The sequence below is a fragment of the Dermacoccus abyssi genome, from assembly GCF_003515945.1.
GTDB lineage: Bacteria > Actinomycetota > Actinomycetes > Actinomycetales > Dermatophilaceae > Dermacoccus > Dermacoccus abyssi.
This window is the reverse complement of the sequence record NZ_QWLM01000013.1, coordinates 39,872-62,207: the sequence shown is the minus strand read 5'-3', so window position 1 is coordinate 62,207 and position 22,336 is coordinate 39,872. Positions and strand designations below refer to the sequence as shown.

The following is a 22,336-nucleotide window of genomic DNA, read 5'->3' as shown; positions in this document are numbered from 1 at the left end:
GACGCTCGTGATGCCCCACCGGAGTTCGCTCCGGTGGGGCATCACGCGTCCCGCTCACCCGTAGGATGATCGCCATGAAGAACTCTCGGGGGAAGTTCCTCGCCTCGCTCGCCCTTGTCTGCGCTGTCGGTCTTTCCGGCTGTGGCGGCAGTGACGACTCGTCGTCCGAGCCCGTGGCGGCGTCCACCTCGTCCAGTTCGTCGACGACGAGCGGGCCGTCTGCGAAAACGTCATCGTCATCGTCGTCCGGATCGCGCTCCGCCTCGAGTCCCGCATCGAAGAAGGCTGCTGCCACCTCGGCCGCTGCGCCGAGGGCTTCCGGCACGCAGACGCCGAACGGAAAGTCTGTCGGTGTGCCGCGAGCCGCGGCCGTTCGCATCTCCATTCCGAGCATCGGGCTCAACAACGCGATCACACCGGGAGGCCTCAACAACGGTGTGCTCAATCCGCCCGGGGGCGTCATCCAACAGTTCACGGGATACGGGCGCGTCAAGCCGGGCATGCCGGGCATCGCCGTGCTCGCCGGGCACGTGACGCTCAACGGGCCGGACATCTTCTACTCCCTGCACCGCACCCCCGTGGGCGGCAAGGTGACGATCAGCTACGCCGACGGCACCCACAAGGATTTCGTCGTCACGAACAAGGCGAGCGTCGGCAAGACGGCTCTGCAGAACGACATGCGCGTGTGGGGTGGGAGCTCGACTCCCGTGGTGGCCCTCGTGACCTGCGACGCCGACAGCCAGTGGGTCAACGCGCAACACCGGTCGAACAACTACGTCGTATGGGCGAAGCCCGTCTGATCGACGCGTCGGCCGACATCGGCGGTGTTGCGTCAGGGTTCCGGTTTCCACTCGGGCAGTAGAAGGGGCGATGATGGGCGCATGTCCGAGAATGTGCGCCGACTCGTCCTCCTGCGTCACGCCACCGCCGAACCTGACGGCCGGGAAGGCGACGAATCCCGAGAGCTCACGGCCCACGGCCTCGACGAGGCTGCCCGAGCAGGGGAGTGGCTACGCGAGAACGACCTGCTCGGCGAAGCCGTTCTCTGTTCGCCGGCCGCGCGAACCCGTCAGACTTGGGCCGCCATCCAGGAAGCCACCGGACATGGCGTCCTCATCACCATGGAGCCGGCGATCTACGAGGCGGATGTCGATTCGCTTCTGAGCGTCGTGCGCGATCTCGACGCGACGGCCCCCGAGGCGCAGACTGCGGTCATCGTCGGCCATGCACCCGGGATCCCCGCGCTGGCGTACGAGCTGGTGGCCGGTGCTGGTGACGCCGGTGATCTCGAAACGTTGACGCGTGGGTTCGTCCCGGCGTCGGTTGCCGTTGTCGCGTTCGAGGGCGGCTGGGGGGACGTCGCGCGGGGCGCAGGCGATCTCCTCGATGTGCGAGCCGGTGGCCTGTGACCAGATGTGAGACACCGATCTCACTTAGTGAGATCGGTGTCTCACATCTTTGACTCGCTCTGCTCACCTCGACAAAATGTTTCGCATGGCACAGATTCTCGTACTCACGCAGCGTGCGTCCTGAGCAGTCGAACACGACTCACGACGCACGCTGATCCCTCATCGCTCCCACAGAGCTGAGGGATTTTTTGATGTTCGAGACCGGTGCAGCTACCAACAGCCGAAAGTGGTGACAACAGATGAGCGACGCGGCAACGACCGATCGCACGCCTTCGCCGGGTGATCTGGCGCGGCGAGAGCCCCAGAAGCCCAGCGTGACCGGTGCTCAGTCACTCGTCCTCGCGCTCGAGGCGCAGGGTGTCGAGACGGTCTTCGGCTTGCCGGGCGGGGCCATCCTTCCCGCGTACGACCCGCTGCTCGACTCCGTCAAGGTTCGTCACGTCCTCGTTCGCCACGAGCAGGGCGCCGGCCACGCCGCCCAGGGGTACGCCGCGGCCACCGGCAAGGTGGGCGTGTGCATGGCGACCTCTGGGCCGGGCGCCACGAACCTGGTCACTCCGCTGGCTGATGCCTACATGGACTCGGTGCCGATCGTCGCCATCACCGGACAGGTCAACTCCAAGACCATCGGTACGGACGCCTTCCAAGAAGCGGACATCCGCGGCATCACGATGCCGATCACGAAGCACAACTACCTCGTCACCTGTGCCGATGACATCCCGCGCGCCATCGCCGAGGCGTTCCACATCGCCTCCACCGGCCGACCGGGCCCCGTGCTCGTCGACATCACGAAGGACGCACTGACGGCGAAGACGACGTTCTCCTGGCCTCCGGCGATCGATCTGCCGGGCTACCGCCCGGTGACGAAGCCGCACGCGAAGCAGATCAAGGCTGCGGCCGAGCTCATCCGCGAGGCCGAGCGTCCCGTGTTCTACATCGGCGGCGGTGTCATCCGTGCCGGTGCCCACGAGGAACTGCGCGCCCTCGTCGAGCAGACGCAGATCCCCGTCGTGACGACGCTCATGGCGCGCGGCGCCTTCCCGGACAGCCATGAGCTGCACCTCGGTATGCCTGGAATGCACGGCAGCGTGCCGGCCGTGACGGCGCTGCAGCGCGCCGACCTGCTCATCACGATCGGTGCCCGCTTCGACGACCGCGTCACCGGCGCACTCGACAGCTTCGCCCCGTTCGCCAAGGTCATCCACGCGGATGTCGACCCTGCGGAGATCGGCAAGAACCGTCTCGCCGACGTGCCGATCGTGGGGGACGCCAAGGAGGTCGTCGTCGACCTGGCGAAGGCGCTCGAGAACGTCGAGCTGGGCAACTACGACGCCTGGCACGCGACGACGGCGGAGTGGAAGGACAAGTTCCCCCTCGGTTACACGCCGCCGGAGGACGAGTCGCTCCTCGCGCCCCAGTACGTCATCGAACGCCTGTCGGCCCTGACAGGCCCCGAGGGTGTCTACGTGGCCGGTGTCGGCCAGCACCAGATGTGGGCCGCGCAGTTCGTGCAGTACGAGCGTCCCAACAGCTGGCTCAACTCCGGTGGCCTCGGCACGATGGGTTACTCGGTGCCGGCGGCCATGGGCGCCAAGGCCGCCGATCCGGAGCGCACCGTGTGGGCCATCGACGGCGACGGCTGCTTCCAGATGACGAACCAGGAGCTCGCCACCTGCGTCATCAACAACATCCCGATCAAGGTCGCGATCATCAACAACTCGAGCCTCGGCATGGTGCGTCAGTGGCAGACGCTCTTCTACAACGAGCGCTACTCGAACACCGACCTGCACACCAGTCACGGCGGTAGCCGGGTGCCCGACTTCGTCAAGCTCGCCGACGCCTACGGCTGCGTGGGGTTGCGCTGCGAGCACCCGGACGACGTCGACGACACGATCAAGAAGGCGCTCGAGATCAACGACCGCCCTGTCGTCATCGACTTCGTCGTCGAGCGTGACGCCATGGTGTGGCCGATGGTGCCCGCCGGCGTGAGCAACGACCTCATCACCATGGCGCGGGACATCACGCCGGTGTGGGACCGCGACGACGACGACGCCGACGACGAGCAGATTCCCAACGAGGAGGAGCAGGCATGAGCCGCCACACACTGTCCGTGCTCGTGGAGAACCGGCCCGGTGTGCTCGCCCGCATCTCCGGCCTCATCTCCCGACGCGGCTTCAACATCTACTCGCTCGCCGTCGGTGAGACGGAGTCCGAGAAGATCTCGCGCATGACGGTCGTCGTCGACGTAGACGACGAGGTGCTCGAGCAGGTGACCAAGCAGCTCAACAAGCTCGTCGAGGTGCTCAAGGTCGTCGAACTCGACCGCAGCTCTGCGGTGGAACGTCAGCTCGTGCTGTTCAAGGTGCGCGCCGATGCGGCCACCCGTTCGCAGATCATCGACCTTGTGACGATGTTCCGCGCGAACATCATCGACGTGACGAACGAATCGGTCGTCATCGAAGCCACCGGCACGCTCGAGAAGCTCGAGGCGTTGCTCGCGACGCTGGAGCCGTTCGGCATTCGTGAACTCGTGCAGTCGGGTGTCGTCGCCCTGGGCCGTGGGCCCAAGGCGATCACCGCCCGTGACAAGAAGAAGGCCTGAGCTTTCCCTCAACCCACTGCTCGGGCCGAAGGCGCGTGCGGGCAGAATCGAACCAACAGACGTCACCCAGCGAGGTGACGACCACGATGAATAGGAGCGATCCCGTGGCTGAAATGTTCTACGACGACAACGCCGACCTTTCGGTGATCCAGGGCAAGAAGGTGGCCGTCATCGGCTACGGCTCGCAGGGTCACGCCCACGCGCTCAACCTGCGCGACTCCGGTGTCGACGTGCGCGTCGGCCTCGCCGAGGGCAGCAAGTCCAAGGAGAAGGCGGAGAACGAGGGCCTCAAGGTTCTCTCGGTCGCCGAGGCCGTCGCCGAGGCCGACGTCGTCGTCATCCTCACGCCGGACCAGGTGCAGCGCACCGTCTACTCCAACGACATCAAGCCGAACCTCAAGCCGGGCACGACCCTGCTGTTCGGTCACGGCTTCAACATCCGCTTCGGCTACATCACGCCCGAGTCGGACGCGGACGTCGTCATGGTCGCCCCGAAGGGCCCGGGTCACCTCGTGCGTCGCGAGTACGTCGACGGCCGTGGAGTGCCGGTCATCGTCGCCGTCGAGCAGGACGCCTCGGGCAACGCCTGGGACCTTGCAGCCTCCTACGCCAAGGCCATCGGTGGTCTGCGCGCGGGCGGCATCAAGACGACGTTCACCGAGGAGACCGAGACCGACCTGTTCGGTGAGCAGGCCGTCCTCTGCGGTGGCGCGTCGCAGCTCGTCATGTACGGCTTCGAGACGCTGACCGAGGCCGGCTACCAGCCGGAGGTCGCCTACTTCGAGTGCCTCCACGAGCTCAAGCTCATCGTCGACCTCATGGTCGAGGGCGGTATCGCCAAGCAGCGCTGGTCGGTCTCCGACACGGCCGAGTTCGGTGACTACGTCTCGGGCCCGCGCGTCATCGACGAGCGAGTCAAGGAGAACATGAAGGGCGTTCTCGCCGACATCCAGAGCGGTGCGTTCGCCAAGCGTTTCATCGAGGATCAGGACGCCGGTGCTCCGGAGTTCAAGCGTCTGCGCGAGAAGGGTGCCTCGCACCCGATCGAGAAGACGGGCAAGGAACTGCGCGGCCTCATGAGCTGGCTCAAGGATGCGGACACGGACAGTGACTACGTCGAGGGATCTGCCGGCCGCTGAGGATCAAGCGCACGGAGGTAGGGCCGCAACGTAGTGAGGATCCTGCCGAAGTAAGCGTTGACGAAGCGGCCGAGACAACAGTGCCGCTGAGGATCCACCCGATGTTGGTGTAGGAGCGTGATTCTGGGGTCACGCTGGTACACAGACTTCACGTTCGATGCCCGGCTCTCCTTGGGGGAGCCGGGCACGTCGCTTTCATCTGACGAACGCCGCTTCGGCGACACGACGAAGACTGGGAGAATAGGGACATGCCCGAACTTCGCTCACGCACAACAACCCACGGACGCAACATGGCCGGCGCTCGCGCGCTCTGGCGCGCCACCGGAATGGGGGAGGGTGACTTCGGCAAGCCGATCGTCGCCATCGCGAATAGCTTCACCCAGTTCGTGCCCGGCCACGTCCACCTCAAGGACATGGGTGCGCTCGTCGCCGGCGCGATCGCCGAGGCCGGCGGTGTCGGCCGCGAGTTCAACACGATTGCGGTCGACGACGGCATCGCCATGGGTCACCACGGCATGCTCTACTCGCTGCCGAGCCGCGAGATCATCGCCGACTCGGTCGAGTACATGGTCAACGCCCATCAGGCCGACGCGCTCGTGTGCATCAGCAACTGCGACAAGATCACGCCCGGCATGCTGCTGGCCGCCTTGCGCCTCAACATCCCGACGGTGTTCGTCTCCGGTGGGCCGATGGAGGCCGGCAAGGCCGTCATCAAGGACGGCGAGGCCGAGTCGCGCCTCGACCTCATCGACGCCATGATCAAGTCGGTCGACGACAACGTCTCCGACGAGGAGATCACCAAGATCGAGCAGAGCGCGTGCCCCACGTGTGGTTCGTGCTCGGGCATGTTCACGGCCAACTCGATGAACTGCCTCACGGAGGCGCTCGGCCTTTCGCTGCCCGGCAACGGTTCGACTCTCGCGACGGCGTCGGCTCGCCGCGATCTGTTCCTCAACGCGGGCAAGCTCGTCGTCGAGCTGTGCAAGACGTACTACGAGGGCGACGACGACTCGGTGCTGCCGCGCGCCATCGCCGGCAAGCCGGCCTTCGAGAACGCGATGCGCCTCGACATCGCGATGGGTGGTTCGACGAACACGATCCTGCACCTGCTCGCCGCGGCCCACGAAGCCGGGGTCGACTTCGATCAGCACGACATCGACGCCCTGTCGCGCGAGACGCCGTGCCTCGTCAAGGTGGCGCCGAACAGTGCGCAGTTCTACATGGAGGACGTGCACCGGGCCGGCGGTATCGCTGCCATCCTCGGTGAGCTCGACCGCGGTGGCATGCTCAACCGTGACGTGCGCGCGGTGCACAGCCCGTCGCTCGAGCAGTGGCTCGCCGACTGGGACATCCGCGGTGGCAAGGCCACCGAGGTGGCACGTGAGCTCTTCCTCGCGGCGCCCGGTGGCGTGCGCACCACGGAGGCGTTCAGCTCGACGAACCGGTGGAAGTCGCTCGACGAGGACAGCGAGAACGGCTGCATCCACTCCGTCGAGCACGCGTACACGAGCGAGGGCGGCCTCGCGGTGCTCACCGGCAACCTCGCACCCGACGGTTGCATCGTCAAGACCGCGGGCGTGCCCGAGCACCAGTGGAACTTCTCCGGCCCGGCCAAGGTGGCCGAGAGTCAGGAGGAGGCCGTCGAGATGATTCTCAAGGGCGAGATCGACGCCGGTGACGTCGTCGTCGTCCGCTACGAGGGCCCCAAGGGCGGCCCGGGCATGCAGGAAATGCTGTACCCGACGAGCTACCTCAAGGGCGTCGGCCTCGGCCCGAAGTGTGCGCTCATCACCGACGGTCGCTTCTCCGGCGGTTCGTCGGGTCTGTCGGTCGGCCACGTGTCGCCCGAGGCAGCCGCGGGCGGCGCCATCGGTCTCGTGCGCACGGGTGACGTCATCGAGTTCGACATCCCGAACCGTCGCGTCAACCTGCTCGTCGACGACGAGGAACTCGTGCGCCGTCGCGCGGAGCAGGACGAAAAGGGCTGGGAGCCGGTGAGCCGTCACCGCCCCGTCTCGGCTGCGCTCAAGATCTTCGCGCGCTTCGCGCAGAGCGCTGACAAGGGCGCCGCACGAGTCGTCGACTGACACCCCGGAGCGCCCTCCGTAAGCTGCTGCCCGCCTCAACCTTTGATCGGTCGGGGCGGGCAGCGGCGTGTGTGGGCGTCAGCGTCACAGATGGCTCTTGAGCTGCGGCATGAGCCACGCCCAGAACTTCTTCGCACCGTCCGAGGTGCAGTGGACGCCGTCCTCGCGCATGACCTTGCCGTCGATCTTCTCGATCGGCTTGCCGTCCTTGCACAGCCACGACGACGGGTCGACGGCGTGGACGCGATCGGGGTGCGCCTTCGCGAAGTCGTCGATGATGGCGTTGAGCGCCTTGGCGCGCGCCGGGTCGTTGCGGTCGAGCGCCAGATCCTGGCCTTCGACCTCGAACTTCGGCTGGTCGTAGCAGGCGATCTTCGGGATGAAGACCTGCGTCTTCGGGCCGAACGCCGCGAGGCCCTTCTCGAGGCGCGAACGGTAGTAGCGCGCGTACTAGGGTGACTGCTCCTTGAGCACCTTGCCGTCGACGTAGTGGTCGTAGACGTCCCAGCCGCCCATCGACCAGACGACGACCTTCGCGTTCGAACTCTTCACGGCGTTCTCCCACCCGGAGAACACGTCGCGGCACTCGGGGTTGTCCTGCGATTGACGCACGCCGTTGACGACGAGCCACTGCTCGGCGGTACCACACCCGATTTTCGCGCTACCCGTGACGGAGACACCCGGGTAGGAACCGGCGGGGAACTGGAAGGCGAGGCCGTAGCCGACCGAGTCACCGACGACCGCGATCTTCTTGTCGCCCGATCCCGTCGTCGTGTCGAGCTGCGAACCCGACGTGGCGTCGGTTACCGGCTTGATACCGAGCGTGGCGAGAACGACGACGGCGACCGTCACCGGCAGGGCGAGGCTCCACACCGCGATCGACTTCGTGCGGCCGAGGCGCTTCTGCAGCTTCTGCGTGCGGATCGGCTGCTCGATGAAGTAGTAGGAGATCGTCGCGAGCCCGACGGTCAGCGCCAGGCGGACGACGAGCAGGACGAGCTCGTTCCAGCCCGTTCGCTCCTCGTTGAGGAAGACGAAGATCGGCCAGTGCCACGGTAAATGCCGTACGACAGCTCACCGATCCAGACGATGGGCTTCCAGCTGAGGAACTCGGCGAAGACCGACCCGGGCCAGACCTCGATGGCCACGATGATGAGGCAGATGAGGATCGAGAAGAGCATGCTGCCGCCGAGGAAGACCCAGGCGGACGTCTCGTTGGGGCCGAAGAAGAAGGCCAGCATGCCGCCGAACGAGGCGATGCCGATCCACGTCAGCTTCTCGGCGTTCGCGCGCAAGGTGCGCTTGCGCCAGTACGTCATGGCCACGGCGAGCGCTGCGCCGAGCAGCAACTCGTTCGCGCGGGTGTCGGTGCCGTAGTAGATGGGCGACGGGTCGGGCGTCGGCGTCGGCTTGATCTGCGAGGTGTAGATCCAGGCCTGGATGATGGCCGACAGCACGATGAGGACGACGAGCCCCTGCGCGATGCGCCGCCGGCGCCCGTGCGCCATCGTCATGAGGCCGAGAAGGAGGATCGGGAAGACGAGGTAGAACTGCTCCTCGATGGCCAGCGTCCACATGTGGCGGAACGGGCTGTGGTCGCCGGTGCTCGCGAAATAGGACTCGCCCTCGAGGATGAAGCGCCAGTTCGCGACGTAGAAGAGGGTCGCGAGACCGTCGCCGCGCAGGTTCGCCTTGGCGCTCTCGGTGAGGATCCGCGCCCCGATGAGCGTCACGGCGGCCACGACGACGAACAGCGCCGGAAGCAGACGTCGGGCGCGGTTCTTGTAGAAGCTCACGAGGTCGATCGAGCCCCAGCGCGACGCCTCCTTGAGCAGCAGCCCCGTGATGAGGTAGCCGGAGAGCACGAAGAAGACGTTGACCGAGAGGTAGCCGCCCGGAATCCACTCCGGGTTGGCGTGGTAGATCATCGCGGCCACGACGGACAGCGCGCGGATACCGTCCAGCGCGGGACGTCGCTTGCTGCGCGCCAGAGCGGGCACCTCGTGGTGCTGTTGCCCGGTGGTGGTCAGCTGGGTCACGCGGTTACCTCGAAGTAAGGGGAAGAGCTACGTCAGCCATAGGTGCGCGGGCGGGCTCGGCGGGGCCCGTTCGTCGTGTCGCGAGGCGCCACTCCCGCCTTGTCTGCTCATATTGCGAGATTTGCGTTTCACACTGCAAGACGTTCGCTACTCTGCTCGTATGAGCGCGATCGATCTGGCAGTCATTGCAGGTGACGGAATCGGCCCCGAGGTGGTGGCCGAAGGGCTGAAGGTGCTCGACGCCGTGACGAACGGTGACGTCGAGCGAACCGAGTACGACCTCGGAGCCCGTCGGTGGAACGCCACCGGTGAAACGCTCCCGGATTCCGTCCTCGAGGAGCTGCGCGGCCACGACGTCATCCTCCTCGGCGCCATCGGCGACCCGAGCGCCCCCAGCGGCCTGCTCGAGCGCGAGCTGTTGCTGCGCATCCGCTTCGAACTCGACCACTACATCAACCTGCGTCCGTCCAAGTTGCTGCCGGGCGTGACGACGCCGCTCGCCGAGAGCGTCACAGCCAAGGGAATCGACTTCGTCGTCGTGCGCGAAGGCACCGAGGGTCCGTACACCGGCAACGGCGGCGCCCTGCGTGTGGGTACCCCGCACGAGATGGCGACGGAGGTGAGCGTCAACAGCCGATTCGGCATCGAGCGCACGGTTCGTGACGCGTTCGAGCGCGCGAACAAGCGTGAGCGCAAGAAGGTCACGCTCCTGCACAAGCACAACGTGCTCTCCTACGCGGGCCACCTGTGGCGTCGTACGGTCGAGGAGGTAGGGCACGAGTACCCCGACGTCACGCACGACTACGCGCACATCGACGCGGCGATGATCTACATGGTCACCGACCCGTCGCGCTTCGACGTCATCGTCACGGACAACCTGTTCGGCGACATCGTCACGGACCTGGCGGCCGCGGTCACCGGCGGCATCGGCCTTGCGGCCTCGGGAAACATCAATCCCGAGGGCGCGGCGCCGAGCATGTTCGAGCCCGTGCACGGCTCGGCCCCCGACATCGCGGGTCAGGGCAAGGCCGACCCGACGGCCACCATCCTGTCGACGTCGTTGCTCCTGGCTCACCTCGGCCGGGAGGACGAGGCCCGACGCATCGAGGAGGCCGTCGTCGCCGACCTGGCAGCCCGCGGCTCGCAGCCGCGCTCGACCACCGAAATCGGCGACGCGATCGCCCGGCGGCTCTGAGCGACATCACCATCCGCGGACGGCGGCGGGCGGGAACCTCGGACGAGGCGCCCCGCCCGCCGTTTCACGCGTTGCCCGTTGTCCGCACACCTCCCGTGCGGCGATATCCTGATCCGCAGTGACCCGGACCACTTTCTCTGGAGGAGCCATGGCCCTGACCTTTTCGATGACGCCCAACCCGAGCCCGCGCGCTGACGCGGAGCGGGCCGAGATCCTGGGCAACCCGGGTTTCGGGCAGTCCTTCACCGACCACATGGTCGTCGCGACGTGGCGTGAGGAGTCGGGCTGGGGGGATGGCAAGGTCAAGGAGTACGGCCCCTTCCAGATCGACCCGGCCGCGGCTGTTCTGCACTACGCGCAGGAGATCTTCGAGGGCATGAAGGCCTACCGCCACGAGGACGGTTCGGTCTGGACCTTCCGCCCCGAGAAGAACGCTCAGCGTTTCAACCGCAGCGCCGACCGTCTCGCGCTGCCGAAGATCGACGAGGCCGACTTCGTCGAGTCGCTCAAGGCCATCGTCGCGGCTGACGAGTCGTGGGTGCCCGCGTTCGAGGACGGCGAAGCGAGCCTCTACCTGCGTCCGTTCATGTTCGCGTCCGAGGCCTTCCTCGGGGTTCGTCCGAGCAAGCAGGTGACCTACTCGGTCATCGCTTCGCCGGCCGGTGCGTACTTCAAGGGCGGCGTGAAGCCCGTGTCGCTGTGGCTCTCGCGTGACTACGCGCGCGCCGGCGTCGGCGGCACCGGTGCTGCCAAGTGCGGTGGCAACTACGCCAGCTCCCTCGCGGCGCAGATCGAGGCGAACGAGCGCGGCTGCGACCAGAGCGTCTTCCTCGACTCGGTCGAGGGCACCTACATCGAAGAGCTCGGCGGCATGAACCTCTTCCTCGTGACGAAGGACGGCGAACTCATCACGCCGGCGCTCACGGGCACCATCCTCGAGGGCGTCACGCGTGACTCCATCCTCGAACTCGCCACCGACCTCGGCCTCAAGCCGATCGAGCGTCGCATCAAGATCGACGAGTGGATCGACGGCTGCAACGACGGCACGATCACCGAGATCTTCGCCTGCGGCACCGCGGCCGTCGTCACGCCGGTCGGTCGCCTCGTGTGGGCCGACGGTGAGGTGACGTCCGGCCCCGAGGGCGAAGCCGGCCCGATGGCCACGAAGATCCGTGAGGCGTTGCTCGCCATCCAGAAGGGCAAGGTCGAGGACAAGCGCGGCTGGATGACGCGCCTGGCCTGATCGGCATGGCAAGTTCACACGACGACGAGCGACCGCATCTCGTCGCGAGCGATCTCGACGGAACGTTGCTGCGCAGCGACGGCTCCGTCAGCGCGCGCACCGGCGAGGTGTGGTCGGCGCTCGCGGGTGCGGGCGTGGAGACGGTCGTCGTCACCGCGCGCCCGCCGCGATGGCTCCATCACCTGAGCGACATCGTCGGCGGTACGCGTGACGCGCACAGCGTCGCGATCTGTGGTAACGGCGCCTTCGTCTACGACGTCGCCGATCGCGTCGTGCTCGAGTCGCACGGCTTCGAACCGGGCGTGGCGCGCGGCCTCGTCGGTGATCTGTTGCGGGAGTTCCCGAACGCGGGTGCTGCCGTGGAGACCGACCGGGGCATGTATCGCACGCGCGCCTATCCCGATCAGCACGTCGGTGAGCCCGGCCATGACACAGCCGTTGGTGACGTCACCGACTGCGAGCTCGCGGAACTGCCCGACGACCTCGTCGTCGGCAAGATCCTCATTCGCGACGAGGCCTGGAGCGACGACGCGTTCGTCGCCGACGTCACGCAGTGTCTGGGGGAGCGTGGCGTGCTGGCCTACTCCGGTGCGGGCGGGCTTGCAGAAATCTCGGCGCCCGGGGTGACGAAGGCCGTCCGGTTGGAGGCGTGGTGCCTCGAGCGCGGCATCGGTCGTGAGGCGGTCTGGGCGTTCGGCGACATGCCCAACGACCTACCGATGCTCGACTGGGCGAGCCGCGGCGTGGCCGTGGCCAACGCGCACGAGGACGTGCTCGCGGCCGCCGACGACAGGTGCGCTGCGAACGACGAGGACGGCGTGGCCGAGTACCCCGCCCGCCGCCTTCTCTGAGTGACGCGAGATCAGGCTTGGGCGCGGTCGCTGGGAAGGGCTTCGCGCAAGCGACGACGCAGAGCTTGTGACCTGTCGGCGAACTCCCTTTGGCGACGCACGTATTCGGCTCGACCGCGAGGGGTTTCGATCGGCACGACGCCATAGCCGAGGTCGCGCACGTCGTACGGGCTCGCCTCCATGTCGAGGGCGCGGATCTCCTTGGCCAACTCGAAGGCATCGACGACGAGTTCGCTCGGCACGAGCGGCCACAGCTTGTGCGCCCACTTGTAGACGTCCATGCCGGCGTGCAGACAGGCGGGCTGTTCGAAGTCGACCTGACGTTCGCGGGTGGGGTGCTCGCGGTTGAGGTCCACGGCGTCCGGCGTGAAGAAGCGGTAGGCGTCGAAATGGGTGCAGCGGATGTCGGCGGCGTCGACGACAGCGTCGGTCGCGGCCTGGCTCAGACGCAGGGGGAGCTGTTCGTGACGCTGCTCGCCGGGCTGCAGCTTGTAGACCATCGCCCACTCGTGCATGCCGAAGCAGCCGAGGTGCGCAGGGCGGTCGAGGGTGGCCGTCAACAGTGAGCGGACGAACGCGATGGTGCGGTCGCGCGCCTGCGAGAAAGCACCGACGTCGAGAGTCTCGGCGGGGCCGTTCGCCAGGTCGACACGACGTGTGTACTTGCCGTCCGTGATCGGGGTGCGTCCTGCGTCGTCGACGAGGAGCGCAACGCCGGCGCCGGGATGCCAGCGGCGCAGCTTGCCTGGGGAGTACGAGTAGTAGACGAAGAGGAAGTCCTCGACCGGGTGTTTGCGGTTCTCCTTGCGGCGTCCCAGGTGAGGGGCGATGTGCGGTTCGACGCGCGCGACGTGGGCCGCTTCGGAGGCGCTCCATTCGTCCGGGGTGAGAACAGCTCTCACGTCCTGGGAGTCCACTTGCGTGGAGCGGGTGGTGGCTGAGTCCTGCACCGGACCATCGTAGGGACGCCGCCGTTGCGCGACTACGGCGGACGTGGGCAACCGGCGCCGCGTCGATAGGATGACTCCATGCGTATCGCGAGGTTCACCACGGGCGACGACCCGATGTTCGGTCTGGTCGACGGGGCCGGCGAGAAGATCGCCGAGATCACCGGAGATCCGCTCTACACGAAGATCGAGCTGACCGGCACGGTGCACCAGGTCGAGGACGTTCGCCTGCTCGCACCGGTCATCCCGCGCAGCAAGATCATCGGCATCGGCCGCAACTACGCCGACCACGCCAAGGAAATGGGCAACGAGGTGCCCGCCGAGCCCCTCATGTTCCTCATCCCGAACACCGCCGTCATCGGCCCGGGTGACCCCGTCGTCATGCCGGAGATCAGCGAGCGCGTCGACTACGAGGGCGAACTTGCCGTCGTCATCGGCCGGATGTGCAAGGACGTCTCGCCCGAGGAGGCGAAGAAGGTCGTTCTCGGCTACACGATCAGCAACGACGTCACCGCGCGCGACCTGCAGAAGAGCGACGGTCAGTGGTCACGGGCCAAGGGCTTCGATACCTTCTGCCCGCTCGGCCCGTGGATCGAGACCGACCTCGACCCGGCCGACAGCCGAGTCACCACCCGCCTCGACGGCGAGGTCGTGCAGGACGGCCCCACCTCCGACATGATCTTCGGCGTCGCCGAACTCATCTCGCACGCGAGCCGCGCGTTCACCCTCCTGCCCGGTGACGTCATCCTCACCGGAACGCCGGAGGGTGTCGGTCCGGTCAAGGCCGGTCAGCGCGTCGAGGTCGAGGTGCCGGAGATCGGTGTCCTGGCCAACACCTACGTCGCGCTCGAGGAGTCGGAAGAAGCCTGACGAAACCGCTGGCCGGGCGCGAATCCGCCTGTGACGGAGGAAAGTCCGGCGCTATGGCGGCGAACATGAGTGTTGTCACATGCCTGGGTTTTCGCTGGGCGCTCGTTCTGGACTTACGCTGAAAGACGTGAATGACGCACCGATCGGCATCTTCGACTCCGGCTACGGCGGCCTCACGGTGGCCCGCGCGGTGCTCGACCAGCTGCCGCACGAGAAGATCATCTACCTGGGTGACACCGCCCGGGCGCCCTACGGTCCGCGTCCCATCGCCGAGGTTCGCCAGTACGCGCTCGAGTGCCTCGACTCGCTCGTCGAGCAGGGCGTCAAGGCCCTCGTCATCGCGTGTAATTCGGCGAGCGCCGCCGTCCTGCACGACGCCCGCGAACGCTACGACGTTCCCGTGGTCGAGGTGATCCGCCCCGCCACCCGCCGCGCCGCCGCTGCGACGCGCAACAACCGCGTCGGCGTCATCTCGACACAGGCCACTCACCAGAGCGCGGCCTACGTCGACAGTTTCGCCGCGGCACCGCAGGTGAACGTTGCCAGCGTTCCCTGCCCGCGCTTCGTCGAGTTCGTCGAGGCCGGCACGACGTCCGGGCCCGAACTCCTCACCGTGGCGCACAAGTACCTCGACGGTCTCGTCGACCAGGGCGTCGACACCCTCATCCTCGGTTGCACCCACTACCCGCTGCTCACCGGTGTCATCAGCTACGTCATGGGCTCGACGGTCACGCTCGTCTCCTCCGCCGAGGAGACGGCGAAGGACGTCTACCGCGTGCTGGCCGACATCGGTCAGTTGCGTGAGGACGACACTCCGCCGCAGCACCAGTGGACGACGACGGGCGATCCGCAGGTCTTCGAAAATCTCGCCCGACGCTTCCTCGGCCCCGAGGTGAGCGCCGTGACGCACGGGGCGGTGCTGTGAAGCTGACCGTCGTCGGCTGCTCGGGTTCGTTCCCGGGCCCCGATTCCCCCGCGTCCTGCTACCTCGTCGAGGCCGAGAGCGAGGGCCGTACCTGGTCGGTGTTGCTCGACTTCGGCAACGGTTCGCTCGGCGCCTTGCAGAACTACCGCGAGGTCGATGACATCGATGCCGTCGTCATCTCCCATCTGCACCCCGATCACTGCCTCGACCTGTGTAGTTACTTCGTCGTGCGCAACTACGACCCGCACGGCCGCTTCGGCTCGCGTCTGCCCGTGTTCGCACCGCCCGGCGCCGAGGAGCGCATCACGCGCGCCTACATGGTGGACAAGTACGAGGACCTCTCGGGCGCGTACGAGTTCGTCGATCTCGCCGACCGCGCCACGTTCTCGGTCGGACCGCTGAACATCACCCCGTTCCTCGTCAACCACCCCGTCGAGGCCTACGGCCTGCGCGTCGAAGCCGACGGAGCCGTGCTCGCCTACACCGGCGACACCGACGCGTGTGACGCCCTCGTCGACCTCGAGCGCGACGCCGACCTCGTGCTCACGGACTCCGCCTTCGTCGACGGACGCGACGACGACCTCAAGGACGTCCACCTCACCGGGTCACGCGCTGCGAAGGCCGCCCAGGACGCCGGAGCGAAGCGACTCGTGCTCACGCACATTCCGGCCTGGACGCCCGTGGAGGACTGTGTGCGCGACGCCAAGACCGTCTGGGCGGGCGAGGTCGAGGTTGCTCGCGCGGGCCAGCGCTACGAGCTGCGTGCATGACGAGTTCGTCCGCGACGCCAGAGGAACTCGACGTCGAACACCGCCTCGTCGTCTACGGGACGCTCGCGCCCGGTGAGCCGAACGAGCACGTCATGGCGGATATCCCCGGCAGATGGACGCCCGCCGTTGTTCGCGGCACGCGCGTCGACTGAGGCCGGGGCGCAGCGTTCGGATACCCGGGGCTGACGCTCGACGACGCCGACGACGTCAACTGTGTCCTGTTCGAGTCGGCCGAGCTGCCGCGCCACTGGCCGCGCCTCGATCACTTCGAGGGGCCGCGGTATCGCCGCGTCGTCGTCGAGGTACGCGCCGAGGGGCGCGTTGTCGAGGCGTACGTCTACGAGTTGTCCGGCCTCTGAGCCGACCGGAAAGTCGGGTGACCGCGCCCGCCCCCTCTGACAGGGTGAAAGCATGAACGGTTCCCCTTCCGGCATCACCTATCCGCGGCCCCTGCGTCCCGGCGACACCATCGCGGTGACGGCATCGTCCGCGCCCGTGCGCCCCGAACACGAGGGGCGCCTCGACTTCGTCATCGGGTGGCTTCGTGACCGTGGCTACCGTGTCGTCGAAGGGGACTGTCTGCGCGGCGAGGGCGTCGTGAGTGCGTCCGCGCAGGATCGCGCGGACGAGTTCAACGCCTTCGTGCGCGATCCGTCGGTGCGCGCCGTCGTGCCACCGTGGGGTGGGGAGACAGCCATCGACATCGTCGATCTGCTCGACGCCGACGCGCTCGCAGCCGACCCCACCTGGGTGGTCGGGTGGAGCGACATCTCGACGCTTCTCCTGCCGCTGACGCTCCGTTCGGGCGTGGCGACCCTCCACGGCCAGAACCTCATGGACACGCCCTACGACCTGCCGCGCGGAACGGCGCACTGGCTCGATGTCGTCGCACGCGAGCGCGGCGAGGAGTTCGTGCAGCAGGACCCGGGTGTGCGCCGTCGCGGTGGTTGGGACGACTGGTCGAGGCTGCCCGCCGTCACCCGCGTCGACCTGAGCGAACCCGCGAGCTGGCGCTATGACGGCGGAAGCCTCGACGTCACGGGAAGGCTCATCGGCGGGTGCCTCGACGTCGTGTGTCACCTGGCCGGCTCGCCGTTCGGCGACGTGCCACGGTTCGCCGAGCGGTGCCCGGAAGGCACGATCGTCTACCTCGAGAACTGCGAGGCCCCCGCTCTCGACGCGGCACGCATGCTGCACGGCCTGCGGCTGGCGGGCTGGTTCGACGGCGCTCGTGCCGTGCTGCTCGGCCGAACGGGAGCGAAGACGAGTGGCGACTTCACTCAGGACGACGCCGTGGAGGACGCCCTGGGACAGCTGGACGTTCCCGTCGTGCGTGACGTCGACTTCGGCCACGTGCCGCCCGGGAACGTCCTCGTCAACGGAGCACTCGCCCGCGTGACGATGGACGGCCCGCGTCACGAGATCCGGCAGAGCTTCGTCTGACCCCGTCCGCCCGTCGAGGGCGTCGGCAGCTTCGCGTCCTCTCGATAGGGTGGTGCCCATGACTGACGCCAGCTCACCCCGCCACGACGGACGTACCCCCGACCAGCTGCGCGAGGTGCGCATCACCCGCAACTGGCTCGACCACGCCGAAGGCAGCTGCCTCGTCGATTTCGGTCGCACGCGCGTGCTGTGCGCCGCCTCGTTCACCGAGGGCGTGCCGCGCTGGCTCAAGGGCCAGGGCACCGGCTGGGTGACGAGTGAGTACGAGATGCTGCCGCGCTCGACGAACACGCGCAGCGACCGTGAGGCCCGCAAGGGCAAGGTCGGCGGGCGCACGCACGAGATCTCGCGCCTCATCGGCAGAAGCCTGCGCGCCGTCATCGACACGAAGGCCCTGGGCGAGAACACCATCGTCATCGACTGCGACGTGCTCCAGGCGGACGGCGGTACCCGTACCGCGTCGATCACGGGTGCTTACGTGGCGCTCGCGGACGCCATTCGCGACGCGCAGGAGCGCGGTCTCATCAAGAGCTCCGCGAAGCCGCTCACCGACTCGGTCGCGGCCATCAGCGTCGGCATCGTCGAAGGGCGCCCCGTCCTCGACCTCGACTACCCAGAGGACTCGACGGCCGAGACGGACATGAACGTCGTCATGACGGGTTCGGGCGGCATCGTCGAGGTGCAGGGAACTGCCGAGGGCGCACCGTTCAGCCGTGACGAGCTGAACGCGCTCCTCGACCTCGCGGCGGGTGGCATCACGACGCTCACACAGAAGCAGAGCGAAGCCCTCGAGGCCGACGCGCGGGAGCGCATCCAGTGACGGGGGAGCGCACGCGCATCGTTCTCGCGACGCGCAACGTCGGCAAGATCGCCGAGTTCCAGCACCTGCTCGACGACGCCCGCCTGGCCATCGACGTCGTCGGCGTGAGTGAGTTTCCGGATCTCGTGGACACCGTGGAGAGCGGCGTCACCTTCGAGGAGAACGCTCGTCTCAAGGCCGACGACGTCAGTCGAGCCACGGGGCTGCCGGCGCTCGCCGATGACTCCGGGCTCTCCGTCGATGTGCTCGGCGGCTCACCCGGGGTGTTCTCGGCGCGCTGGGCCGGACGCCACGGCGACGACGAAGCGAACCTGGAGCTCCTGCTCGCACAGACCGGCGACGTGCCCCTCGAGAGGCTGACCGCGCGCTTCCACTGCGTCGTTGCGCTCGCTGTGCCCGGTCAGGCGACGCAGGTGGCCGACGGCGCCGTCGAGGGACGCCTCACGCGTGATCGTCGCGGTGAGGGCGGTTTCGGGTACGACCCGATCTTCGAGTTGCCCAGCGGGCGGACCATGGCCGAGCACAGCCCCGAGGAGAAGGCGGCCATCAGTCACCGCGGCGTGGCGTTCCGTTCCATCCTTCCGGCAGTGGCAGCGCTGGGCTGACGGCCGTCACCGGTTCGGAACGGGCGCGAAGGCGGCGTCGACACGGGGCTCGGCGCCGGGTACGCCGGTGGTCCGTGTGGCCATCACCTGGGCGTTGGCCAGTCCGGTGACCTTCATGCAGTCCATTCGGTACTGCAGGGTGCGGATGTCGGACCCCGGAGCCTTCTGAGCCGGGCCAGAAAGGCGCGTCGTGCAGCGCGTCGCGTAGCTCGAGAGTGTGAGCACCGATCCCTCCGTGGCTCGCACGACGAGTGTGGCGCGGTTGCCTTGGTGCGTGGCCGTGACAACTTCGATCGTCGGACGGGTGGTCGAATCGGGTCCTGCTGCGGGCGTGGGCTGTCCCTGTGCCTCAGGGCCACCGATTCCGACGACCGCCTGAGTCCACGTTCCGGTGAGGATGGGCAGGTTCATCGCGCCACCGGCACAGTGCAGGACGTAGAGGGTGTCGGTCGTCGAGGCGGCACCCCGGACAGGAGCCGCGAGAGGACGTTCGCTCATGATCCGGCAGGATGGTCGCCCGGCGGGTCGAAGGGAGTGGTCGCTGTCGTCGGCCGCCCGTCCGTGAGGGAGAACGATCCGTTCGCAGCGGATGCGACGGTGACCGTGTGGGCGCGGCCGCGTGATGTGAGGTGCACGCTCCGCACCCACAATTCGGTGCGACGATCGGCGCGAGTCCGCGGTTCGGCGACGGGGCGCTCGAGGAAGCCCTCGTCCAACCGCGGTACCTCGCTCGGGACGACCATGCGAGTGGTGCTGGATGACGAACGGGGGAAGCTCGGTGCAGAGGTGCAGCCCACAAGGGGCACGAGGCCGACGAGCCCGACAAGTGCGGCGAGGAAGACTCCCGTGCGCGGGAACGTGCGCTTCGTGTGCCCTGACCACGTCATACGCGCCCCGTCTGCCGAAGTGTCACCCGAGGGGCCGACGGTTCGAGCGTGACCGTGGTGCCTCGATGCGCTCAGCGTAGGCACGTTCGGAAGGTCCTGTCAGCGACGGCGCCCGTCCACCCGCGACGACCGGCCTATCGCGTCGACGCCGTCGAGGAAGCGGTCGACTTCCCTTCCTTGGCGGGTGGCAGCGATACCTGGGCGGCTTCGTAGCTCGGAGGCTCCCCGACCTTGGCCCTGGTTCTCATCGCCGCCAGGGTGAGGTCGAGGCGTGTGTACCCGGCGGAGCACTCGATCTCGTAGAGGTTCTCCTGAGCCCCGGCGCGCTTTCGGGAAGGTCCGAGGCGTTTCGACGTGCAGGTTCCCTCCTGAGGCGCGCTCGCCTCGGGCTGCGCCGGGTCGACGCTCAGGGTTGCACCGGCAGGAGCCCAGGCACGAACGACGAGTGTCTTCGCGGTCCGCGAGGTGGAGACGACGGTGGGCGGCATCGTCACGTCGGTGATGGTTTGTGCGGTTTCCGTGGTCGGGGGTCGCCCTTGCGCGGAGGGGCCACCCAGAGCGAACACGGCTTCGCTGCCGCCGCCCGACGTTTCGCTCCGCGTCCACGACCCTGCGAGGGAGGGGGCTCGAAGTGCGGCGTCGGTCTGACAGGTGACGCTGTATCGGGTGTTCACCCCTGCAATTGCACCGGGCACCTTCGCCGAGAGGCGAACTCGACGTTGCACCGCGCACGGATAGATCACCAGGGTGTTGCCGTCGTCGGACCAGGTGCCGGCGATGGCGAATTCAGTGCCCGGCATCGACAGGACGGTCAAGGAATACTGCCCTCCGGAGTAGTCGGCCTCGCGCACCCAGATTTCGCCAGGGATGTCGGTCCACTCGATCGAGTGGTCGGTGTCCTCCACACTCGGCTCTTCGCCGGTGGGATCCATGCCGTCGACGGAGACGTCTTCGGTAGCGGTCGGCTTGAGCATGCGGCTCGTCGACGAGGCACTGAAGACCTGGGCGTCCGAGCACCCGGTCACGAGGCCCACACAGGCGAACGTGGTGGCGAAGGCGGTGAGCGAACGGCGCACGTCGTCTCCCTCGACTGCGGGTGACGCCCGCGCGTGCCGGACTCGAGCACGGGCCGGTGACTCACCTTAGGGCCGACATCCCGAAGGTTCCATGGATGTTCGGTCTCGGTGCGATCTCGATTGTGACGAGCCACGTGTGGGCGCGGCAACGCTGCCTCGCACGGGCTGGGGAGAGTGCGCCTGGGGAGACTTGAACTCCCACGTCCTAAGACACCAGAACCTAAATCTGGCGCGTCTGCCAATTCCGCCACAGGCGCAGCGCGCACGAGTGTACGCGAGCGGTGGTGACCGTCGCCGGGGCCGCCACCGCTCGTTGGTCATCTCACTCGGAGAGGCCGAGAGCCTTCTTCAACGAGGCGACGTGGCCCGTTGCTTTGACGTTGTACCGAGCCACCTCGATCTTGCCCTCCTCGTCGATGACGAACGTCGAGCGGATGACGCCGACGACGGTCTTGCCGTACAGCTTCTTCTCGCCGTAGGCGCCGTACGCCTCGAGTGTCTCCTTCGACTCGTCGGAGAGCAGCGGGTACGTGAGCGATTCCTTCGTCACGAACTGGGCCAGCTTGGCGGGGGAGTCGGGGCTGATCCCGACGATGTCGTAGCCAGCAGCGCGCAGCGGCTCGAGAGAGTCACGGAAGTCGCAGGCTTCCTTCGTGCACCCCGGCGTCATGGCGGCCGGGTAGAAGAAGATGATGAGCTTGCGACCGGAGAAGTCGCCGAGGCTGACGGTTTCACCCTTGTCACTCGTGAGCGTGAACGACGGTGCAGGGGTGCCGGTCTCGAGGCGGGTCATGGGAAGTCCTTCCGGTGAAGATGCCGCGGTGCGTTAACCTGTGGGTCAAGAGCCTAGTTTTCCTCACGTGGCAAGGAGATCCACACCATGGCACCCAAGACCGCCAAGCAGATCGAGGCCGAGCTGGCCGCGTCGCGTTCGCGTCTCGCCGGCACGATCGACGAGCTGGCCTTCCGCGCCCAGCCCAAGGAGATCGCGAAGCGTCAGACGGAGAGCGCTCGTCTCGCTCTGACGGACGCCACGCGCACCGCCGACGGCGACCTGCGTCAGGACCGCGTCGCGATGGGTCTCGGTGGCGTCGGCGCGTTCATGCTTCTCGTCGGCCTCGCGAAGCGTCTGCGTTCCTGATTCGTATCGCATGACGAAGGCCCGGTCTTCCCACGTGGGAAGACCGGGCCTTCGTCATGCGCGCTGAGGGGCCGCCTGAGGGCAAAGCGAAAGGCCCACCGTTGCCGGTGGGCCTTTCTTCGGTGCGCCAACAGGGACTCGAACCCCGAACCCGCTGATTAAGAGTCAGCTGCTCTGCCAATTGAGCTATTGGCGCGCAACAAGGAGAAAACCTACCTCAGGGCCGTCTGGTGGCCAAATCGGTTTCCGCAGAGGGGGCGTGGGCCGGTTCGACCCCACCTCCCGAG

At 67.4% G+C, this 22,336-nt stretch carries 26 protein-coding genes and 2 tRNA genes; 18 read left to right on the top strand and 10 right to left on the bottom strand.

Annotation, left to right across the window (positions count from 1 at the left end; translation table 11 throughout):
• Positions 1-74 precede the first annotated feature (74 nt).
• The 6 genes from D1832_RS11275 to ilvD all read left to right on the top strand — a co-directional run bounded on the left by D1832_RS11275 (position 75) and on the right by ilvD (position 7,237).
• Positions 75-800 carry a class F sortase gene (locus D1832_RS11275; protein WP_147362687.1) on the top strand — a complete coding sequence of 242 codons (726 nt, stop codon included), beginning with the start codon at positions 75-77 and terminating at the stop codon, positions 798-800.
• A gap of 81 nt (positions 801-881) precedes the next feature.
• Positions 882-1,409: a SixA phosphatase family protein gene (locus D1832_RS11270; protein ID WP_118914100.1), complete on the top strand. Its 528-nt coding sequence runs from the start codon at positions 882-884 to the stop codon at positions 1,407-1,409.
• Positions 1,410-1,648: 239 nt separating this feature from the next.
• Positions 1,649-3,502, top strand: coding sequence for an acetolactate synthase large subunit (locus D1832_RS11265; protein ID WP_118914099.1), 1,854 nt, complete (start codon positions 1,649-1,651; stop codon positions 3,500-3,502).
• Positions 3,499-4,011, top strand: a complete 513-nt coding sequence (gene ilvN, locus D1832_RS11260) for an acetolactate synthase small subunit (protein WP_118914097.1) — start codon at positions 3,499-3,501, stop codon at positions 4,009-4,011. The genes D1832_RS11265 and ilvN overlap by 4 nt, the downstream gene beginning before the upstream one ends.
• A gap of 104 nt (positions 4,012-4,115) precedes the next feature.
• Positions 4,116-5,150: a ketol-acid reductoisomerase gene (gene ilvC, locus D1832_RS11255; protein ID WP_047311330.1), complete on the top strand. Its 1,035-nt coding sequence runs from the start codon at positions 4,116-4,118 to the stop codon at positions 5,148-5,150.
• A gap of 248 nt (positions 5,151-5,398) precedes the next feature.
• Positions 5,399-7,237, top strand: coding sequence for a dihydroxy-acid dehydratase (gene ilvD / locus D1832_RS11250; RefSeq protein ID WP_118914095.1), 1,839 nt, complete (start codon positions 5,399-5,401; stop codon positions 7,235-7,237).
• 84 nt (positions 7,238-7,321) lie between these two features.
• On the opposite strand, the gene D1832_RS16245 is transcribed toward ilvD, so the two are convergent.
• The 3 genes from D1832_RS16245 to D1832_RS11235 form a co-directional block, all read right to left on the bottom strand.
• Positions 7,322-7,513 carry a hypothetical protein gene (locus tag D1832_RS16245; protein WP_415557206.1) on the bottom strand — a complete coding sequence of 64 codons (192 nt, stop codon included), beginning with the start codon at positions 7,511-7,513 and terminating at the stop codon, positions 7,322-7,324.
• A 174-nt stretch (positions 7,514-7,687) separates the two neighbouring features.
• Positions 7,688-8,110 (bottom strand): hypothetical protein, encoded by a 423-nt coding sequence (locus tag D1832_RS11240; protein WP_118914091.1) that lies wholly within the window; start codon positions 8,108-8,110, stop codon positions 7,688-7,690.
• Positions 8,111-8,205: 95 nt separating this feature from the next.
• Complete coding sequence (locus D1832_RS11235) at positions 8,206-9,276, bottom strand: acyltransferase family protein (RefSeq protein ID WP_118914090.1); 1,071 nt, start codon at positions 9,274-9,276, stop codon at positions 8,206-8,208.
• A gap of 160 nt (positions 9,277-9,436) precedes the next feature.
• Here D1832_RS11235 and D1832_RS11230 point away from each other — a divergent pair, with 160 nt between their 5' ends.
• The 3 genes from D1832_RS11230 to D1832_RS11220 all read left to right on the top strand — a co-directional run bounded on the left by D1832_RS11230 (position 9,437) and on the right by D1832_RS11220 (position 12,565).
• Positions 9,437-10,471, top strand: a complete 1,035-nt coding sequence (locus tag D1832_RS11230) for a 3-isopropylmalate dehydrogenase (protein WP_118914088.1) — start codon at positions 9,437-9,439, stop codon at positions 10,469-10,471.
• Positions 10,472-10,619: 148 nt separating this feature from the next.
• The gene (locus tag D1832_RS11225; RefSeq protein ID WP_118914086.1) at positions 10,620-11,714 is read left to right on the top strand and encodes a branched-chain amino acid aminotransferase; all 1,095 of its coding nucleotides are present in this window, start codon (positions 10,620-10,622) and stop codon (positions 11,712-11,714) included.
• A 5-nt stretch (positions 11,715-11,719) separates the two neighbouring features.
• A complete protein-coding gene (locus tag D1832_RS11220; protein WP_118914084.1) occupies positions 11,720-12,565 on the top strand; it encodes an HAD family hydrolase in 846 nt (281 codons plus the stop codon).
• Between the two features lie 11 nt (positions 12,566-12,576).
• On the opposite strand, the gene D1832_RS11215 is transcribed toward D1832_RS11220, so the two are convergent.
• Positions 12,577-13,515, bottom strand: coding sequence for a 3-methyladenine DNA glycosylase (locus tag D1832_RS11215; protein ID WP_241510985.1), 939 nt, complete (start codon positions 13,513-13,515; stop codon positions 12,577-12,579).
• Between the two features lie 78 nt (positions 13,516-13,593).
• On the opposite strand from D1832_RS11215, the gene D1832_RS11210 reads away from it, so the two are divergent.
• The 8 genes from D1832_RS11210 (at position 13,594) to rdgB (ending at position 18,945) form a co-directional block, all read left to right on the top strand.
• Positions 13,594-14,382, top strand: a complete 789-nt coding sequence (locus D1832_RS11210; protein ID WP_118914082.1) for a fumarylacetoacetate hydrolase family protein — start codon at positions 13,594-13,596, stop codon at positions 14,380-14,382.
• 127 nt (positions 14,383-14,509) lie between these two features.
• Complete coding sequence (gene murI / locus D1832_RS11205) at positions 14,510-15,307, top strand: glutamate racemase (RefSeq protein ID WP_047311336.1); 798 nt, start codon at positions 14,510-14,512, stop codon at positions 15,305-15,307.
• A complete protein-coding gene (locus D1832_RS11200; protein WP_118914080.1) occupies positions 15,304-16,077 on the top strand; it encodes an MBL fold metallo-hydrolase in 774 nt (257 codons plus the stop codon). Before murI ends, D1832_RS11200 begins: the two co-directional genes overlap by 4 nt.
• Positions 16,074-16,229, top strand: coding sequence for a hypothetical protein (locus D1832_RS15580; RefSeq protein ID WP_206609393.1), 156 nt, complete (start codon positions 16,074-16,076; stop codon positions 16,227-16,229). Before D1832_RS11200 ends, D1832_RS15580 begins: the two co-directional genes overlap by 4 nt.
• A 30-nt stretch (positions 16,230-16,259) precedes the next feature.
• Complete coding sequence (locus D1832_RS16240; protein WP_206609394.1) at positions 16,260-16,436, top strand: gamma-glutamylcyclotransferase; 177 nt, start codon at positions 16,260-16,262, stop codon at positions 16,434-16,436.
• A 52-nt stretch (positions 16,437-16,488) separates the two neighbouring features.
• Entirely contained in the window at positions 16,489-17,520 is a 1,032-nt protein-coding gene (locus D1832_RS11190) for a S66 family peptidase (RefSeq protein ID WP_118914079.1), read from the top strand.
• Between the two features lie 58 nt (positions 17,521-17,578).
• The gene (gene rph, locus D1832_RS11185) at positions 17,579-18,340 is read left to right on the top strand and encodes a ribonuclease PH (protein ID WP_118914077.1); all 762 of its coding nucleotides are present in this window, start codon (positions 17,579-17,581) and stop codon (positions 18,338-18,340) included.
• The gene (rdgB, locus tag D1832_RS11180; RefSeq protein WP_047311341.1) at positions 18,337-18,945 is read left to right on the top strand and encodes an RdgB/HAM1 family non-canonical purine NTP pyrophosphatase; all 609 of its coding nucleotides are present in this window, start codon (positions 18,337-18,339) and stop codon (positions 18,943-18,945) included. The genes rph and rdgB overlap by 4 nt, the downstream gene beginning before the upstream one ends.
• 6 nt (positions 18,946-18,951) lie before the next feature.
• Here rdgB and D1832_RS11175 read toward each other — a convergent pair whose 3' ends face one another.
• From D1832_RS11175 to bcp, 5 genes are all read right to left on the bottom strand, one after another.
• Positions 18,952-19,443 carry a hypothetical protein gene (locus D1832_RS11175; RefSeq protein WP_118914076.1) on the bottom strand — a complete coding sequence of 164 codons (492 nt, stop codon included), beginning with the start codon at positions 19,441-19,443 and terminating at the stop codon, positions 18,952-18,954.
• Positions 19,440-19,832: a hypothetical protein gene (locus tag D1832_RS11170; RefSeq protein WP_118914074.1), complete on the bottom strand. Its 393-nt coding sequence runs from the start codon at positions 19,830-19,832 to the stop codon at positions 19,440-19,442. Before D1832_RS11170 ends, D1832_RS11175 begins: the two co-directional genes overlap by 4 nt.
• Before the next feature lie 134 nt (positions 19,833-19,966).
• Positions 19,967-20,908, bottom strand: a complete 942-nt coding sequence (locus D1832_RS11165) for a hypothetical protein (RefSeq protein ID WP_118914072.1) — start codon at positions 20,906-20,908, stop codon at positions 19,967-19,969.
• A 175-nt stretch (positions 20,909-21,083) separates the two neighbouring features.
• A tRNA-Leu gene (locus tag D1832_RS11160) sits at positions 21,084-21,165 on the bottom strand.
• A gap of 65 nt (positions 21,166-21,230) precedes the next feature.
• Positions 21,231-21,701 carry a thioredoxin-dependent thiol peroxidase gene (gene bcp / locus D1832_RS11155; RefSeq protein ID WP_118914070.1) on the bottom strand — a complete coding sequence of 157 codons (471 nt, stop codon included), beginning with the start codon at positions 21,699-21,701 and terminating at the stop codon, positions 21,231-21,233.
• A gap of 87 nt (positions 21,702-21,788) precedes the next feature.
• Here bcp and D1832_RS11150 point away from each other — a divergent pair, with 87 nt between their 5' ends.
• Positions 21,789-22,049 (top strand): DUF3618 domain-containing protein, encoded by a 261-nt coding sequence (locus tag D1832_RS11150; RefSeq protein WP_047311345.1) that lies wholly within the window; start codon positions 21,789-21,791, stop codon positions 22,047-22,049.
• Between the two features lie 123 nt (positions 22,050-22,172).
• Here D1832_RS11150 and D1832_RS11145 read toward each other — a convergent pair.
• Positions 22,173-22,245, bottom strand: a tRNA-Lys gene (locus tag D1832_RS11145).
• Between the last annotated feature and the right edge of the window lie 91 nt (positions 22,246-22,336).

Coding starts and splice junctions, on each gene's coding strand:
- D1832_RS11150 (WP_047311345.1), top strand. CDS start 21,789: ATGGCACCCAAGACCGCCAAGCAGATCGAGGCCGAGCTGGCCGCGTCG.
- D1832_RS11230 (WP_118914088.1), top strand. CDS start 9,437: ATGAGCGCGATCGATCTGGCAGTCATTGCAGGTGACGGAATCGGCCCC.
- D1832_RS11225 (WP_118914086.1), top strand. CDS start 10,620: ATGGCCCTGACCTTTTCGATGACGCCCAACCCGAGCCCGCGCGCTGAC.
- rph (WP_118914077.1), top strand. CDS start 17,579: ATGACTGACGCCAGCTCACCCCGCCACGACGGACGTACCCCCGACCAG.
- D1832_RS11265 (WP_118914099.1), top strand. CDS start 1,649: ATGAGCGACGCGGCAACGACCGATCGCACGCCTTCGCCGGGTGATCTG.
- D1832_RS11270 (WP_118914100.1), top strand. CDS start 882: ATGTCCGAGAATGTGCGCCGACTCGTCCTCCTGCGTCACGCCACCGCC.
- bcp (WP_118914070.1), bottom strand. CDS start 21,701: ATGACCCGCCTCGAGACCGGCACCCCTGCACCGTCGTTCACGCTCACG.
- D1832_RS11170 (WP_118914074.1), bottom strand. CDS start 19,832: ATGACGTGGTCAGGGCACACGAAGCGCACGTTCCCGCGCACGGGAGTC.
- D1832_RS11275 (WP_147362687.1), top strand. CDS start 75: ATGAAGAACTCTCGGGGGAAGTTCCTCGCCTCGCTCGCCCTTGTCTGC.
- D1832_RS15580 (WP_206609393.1), top strand. CDS start 16,074: ATGACGAGTTCGTCCGCGACGCCAGAGGAACTCGACGTCGAACACCGC.
- D1832_RS11220 (WP_118914084.1), top strand. CDS start 11,720: ATGGCAAGTTCACACGACGACGAGCGACCGCATCTCGTCGCGAGCGAT.
- ilvN (WP_118914097.1), top strand. CDS start 3,499: ATGAGCCGCCACACACTGTCCGTGCTCGTGGAGAACCGGCCCGGTGTG.
- D1832_RS11175 (WP_118914076.1), bottom strand. CDS start 19,443: ATGAGCGAACGTCCTCTCGCGGCTCCTGTCCGGGGTGCCGCCTCGACG.
- D1832_RS11210 (WP_118914082.1), top strand. CDS start 13,594: ATGCGTATCGCGAGGTTCACCACGGGCGACGACCCGATGTTCGGTCTG.
- ilvD (WP_118914095.1), top strand. CDS start 5,399: ATGCCCGAACTTCGCTCACGCACAACAACCCACGGACGCAACATGGCC.
- D1832_RS11190 (WP_118914079.1), top strand. CDS start 16,489: ATGAACGGTTCCCCTTCCGGCATCACCTATCCGCGGCCCCTGCGTCCC.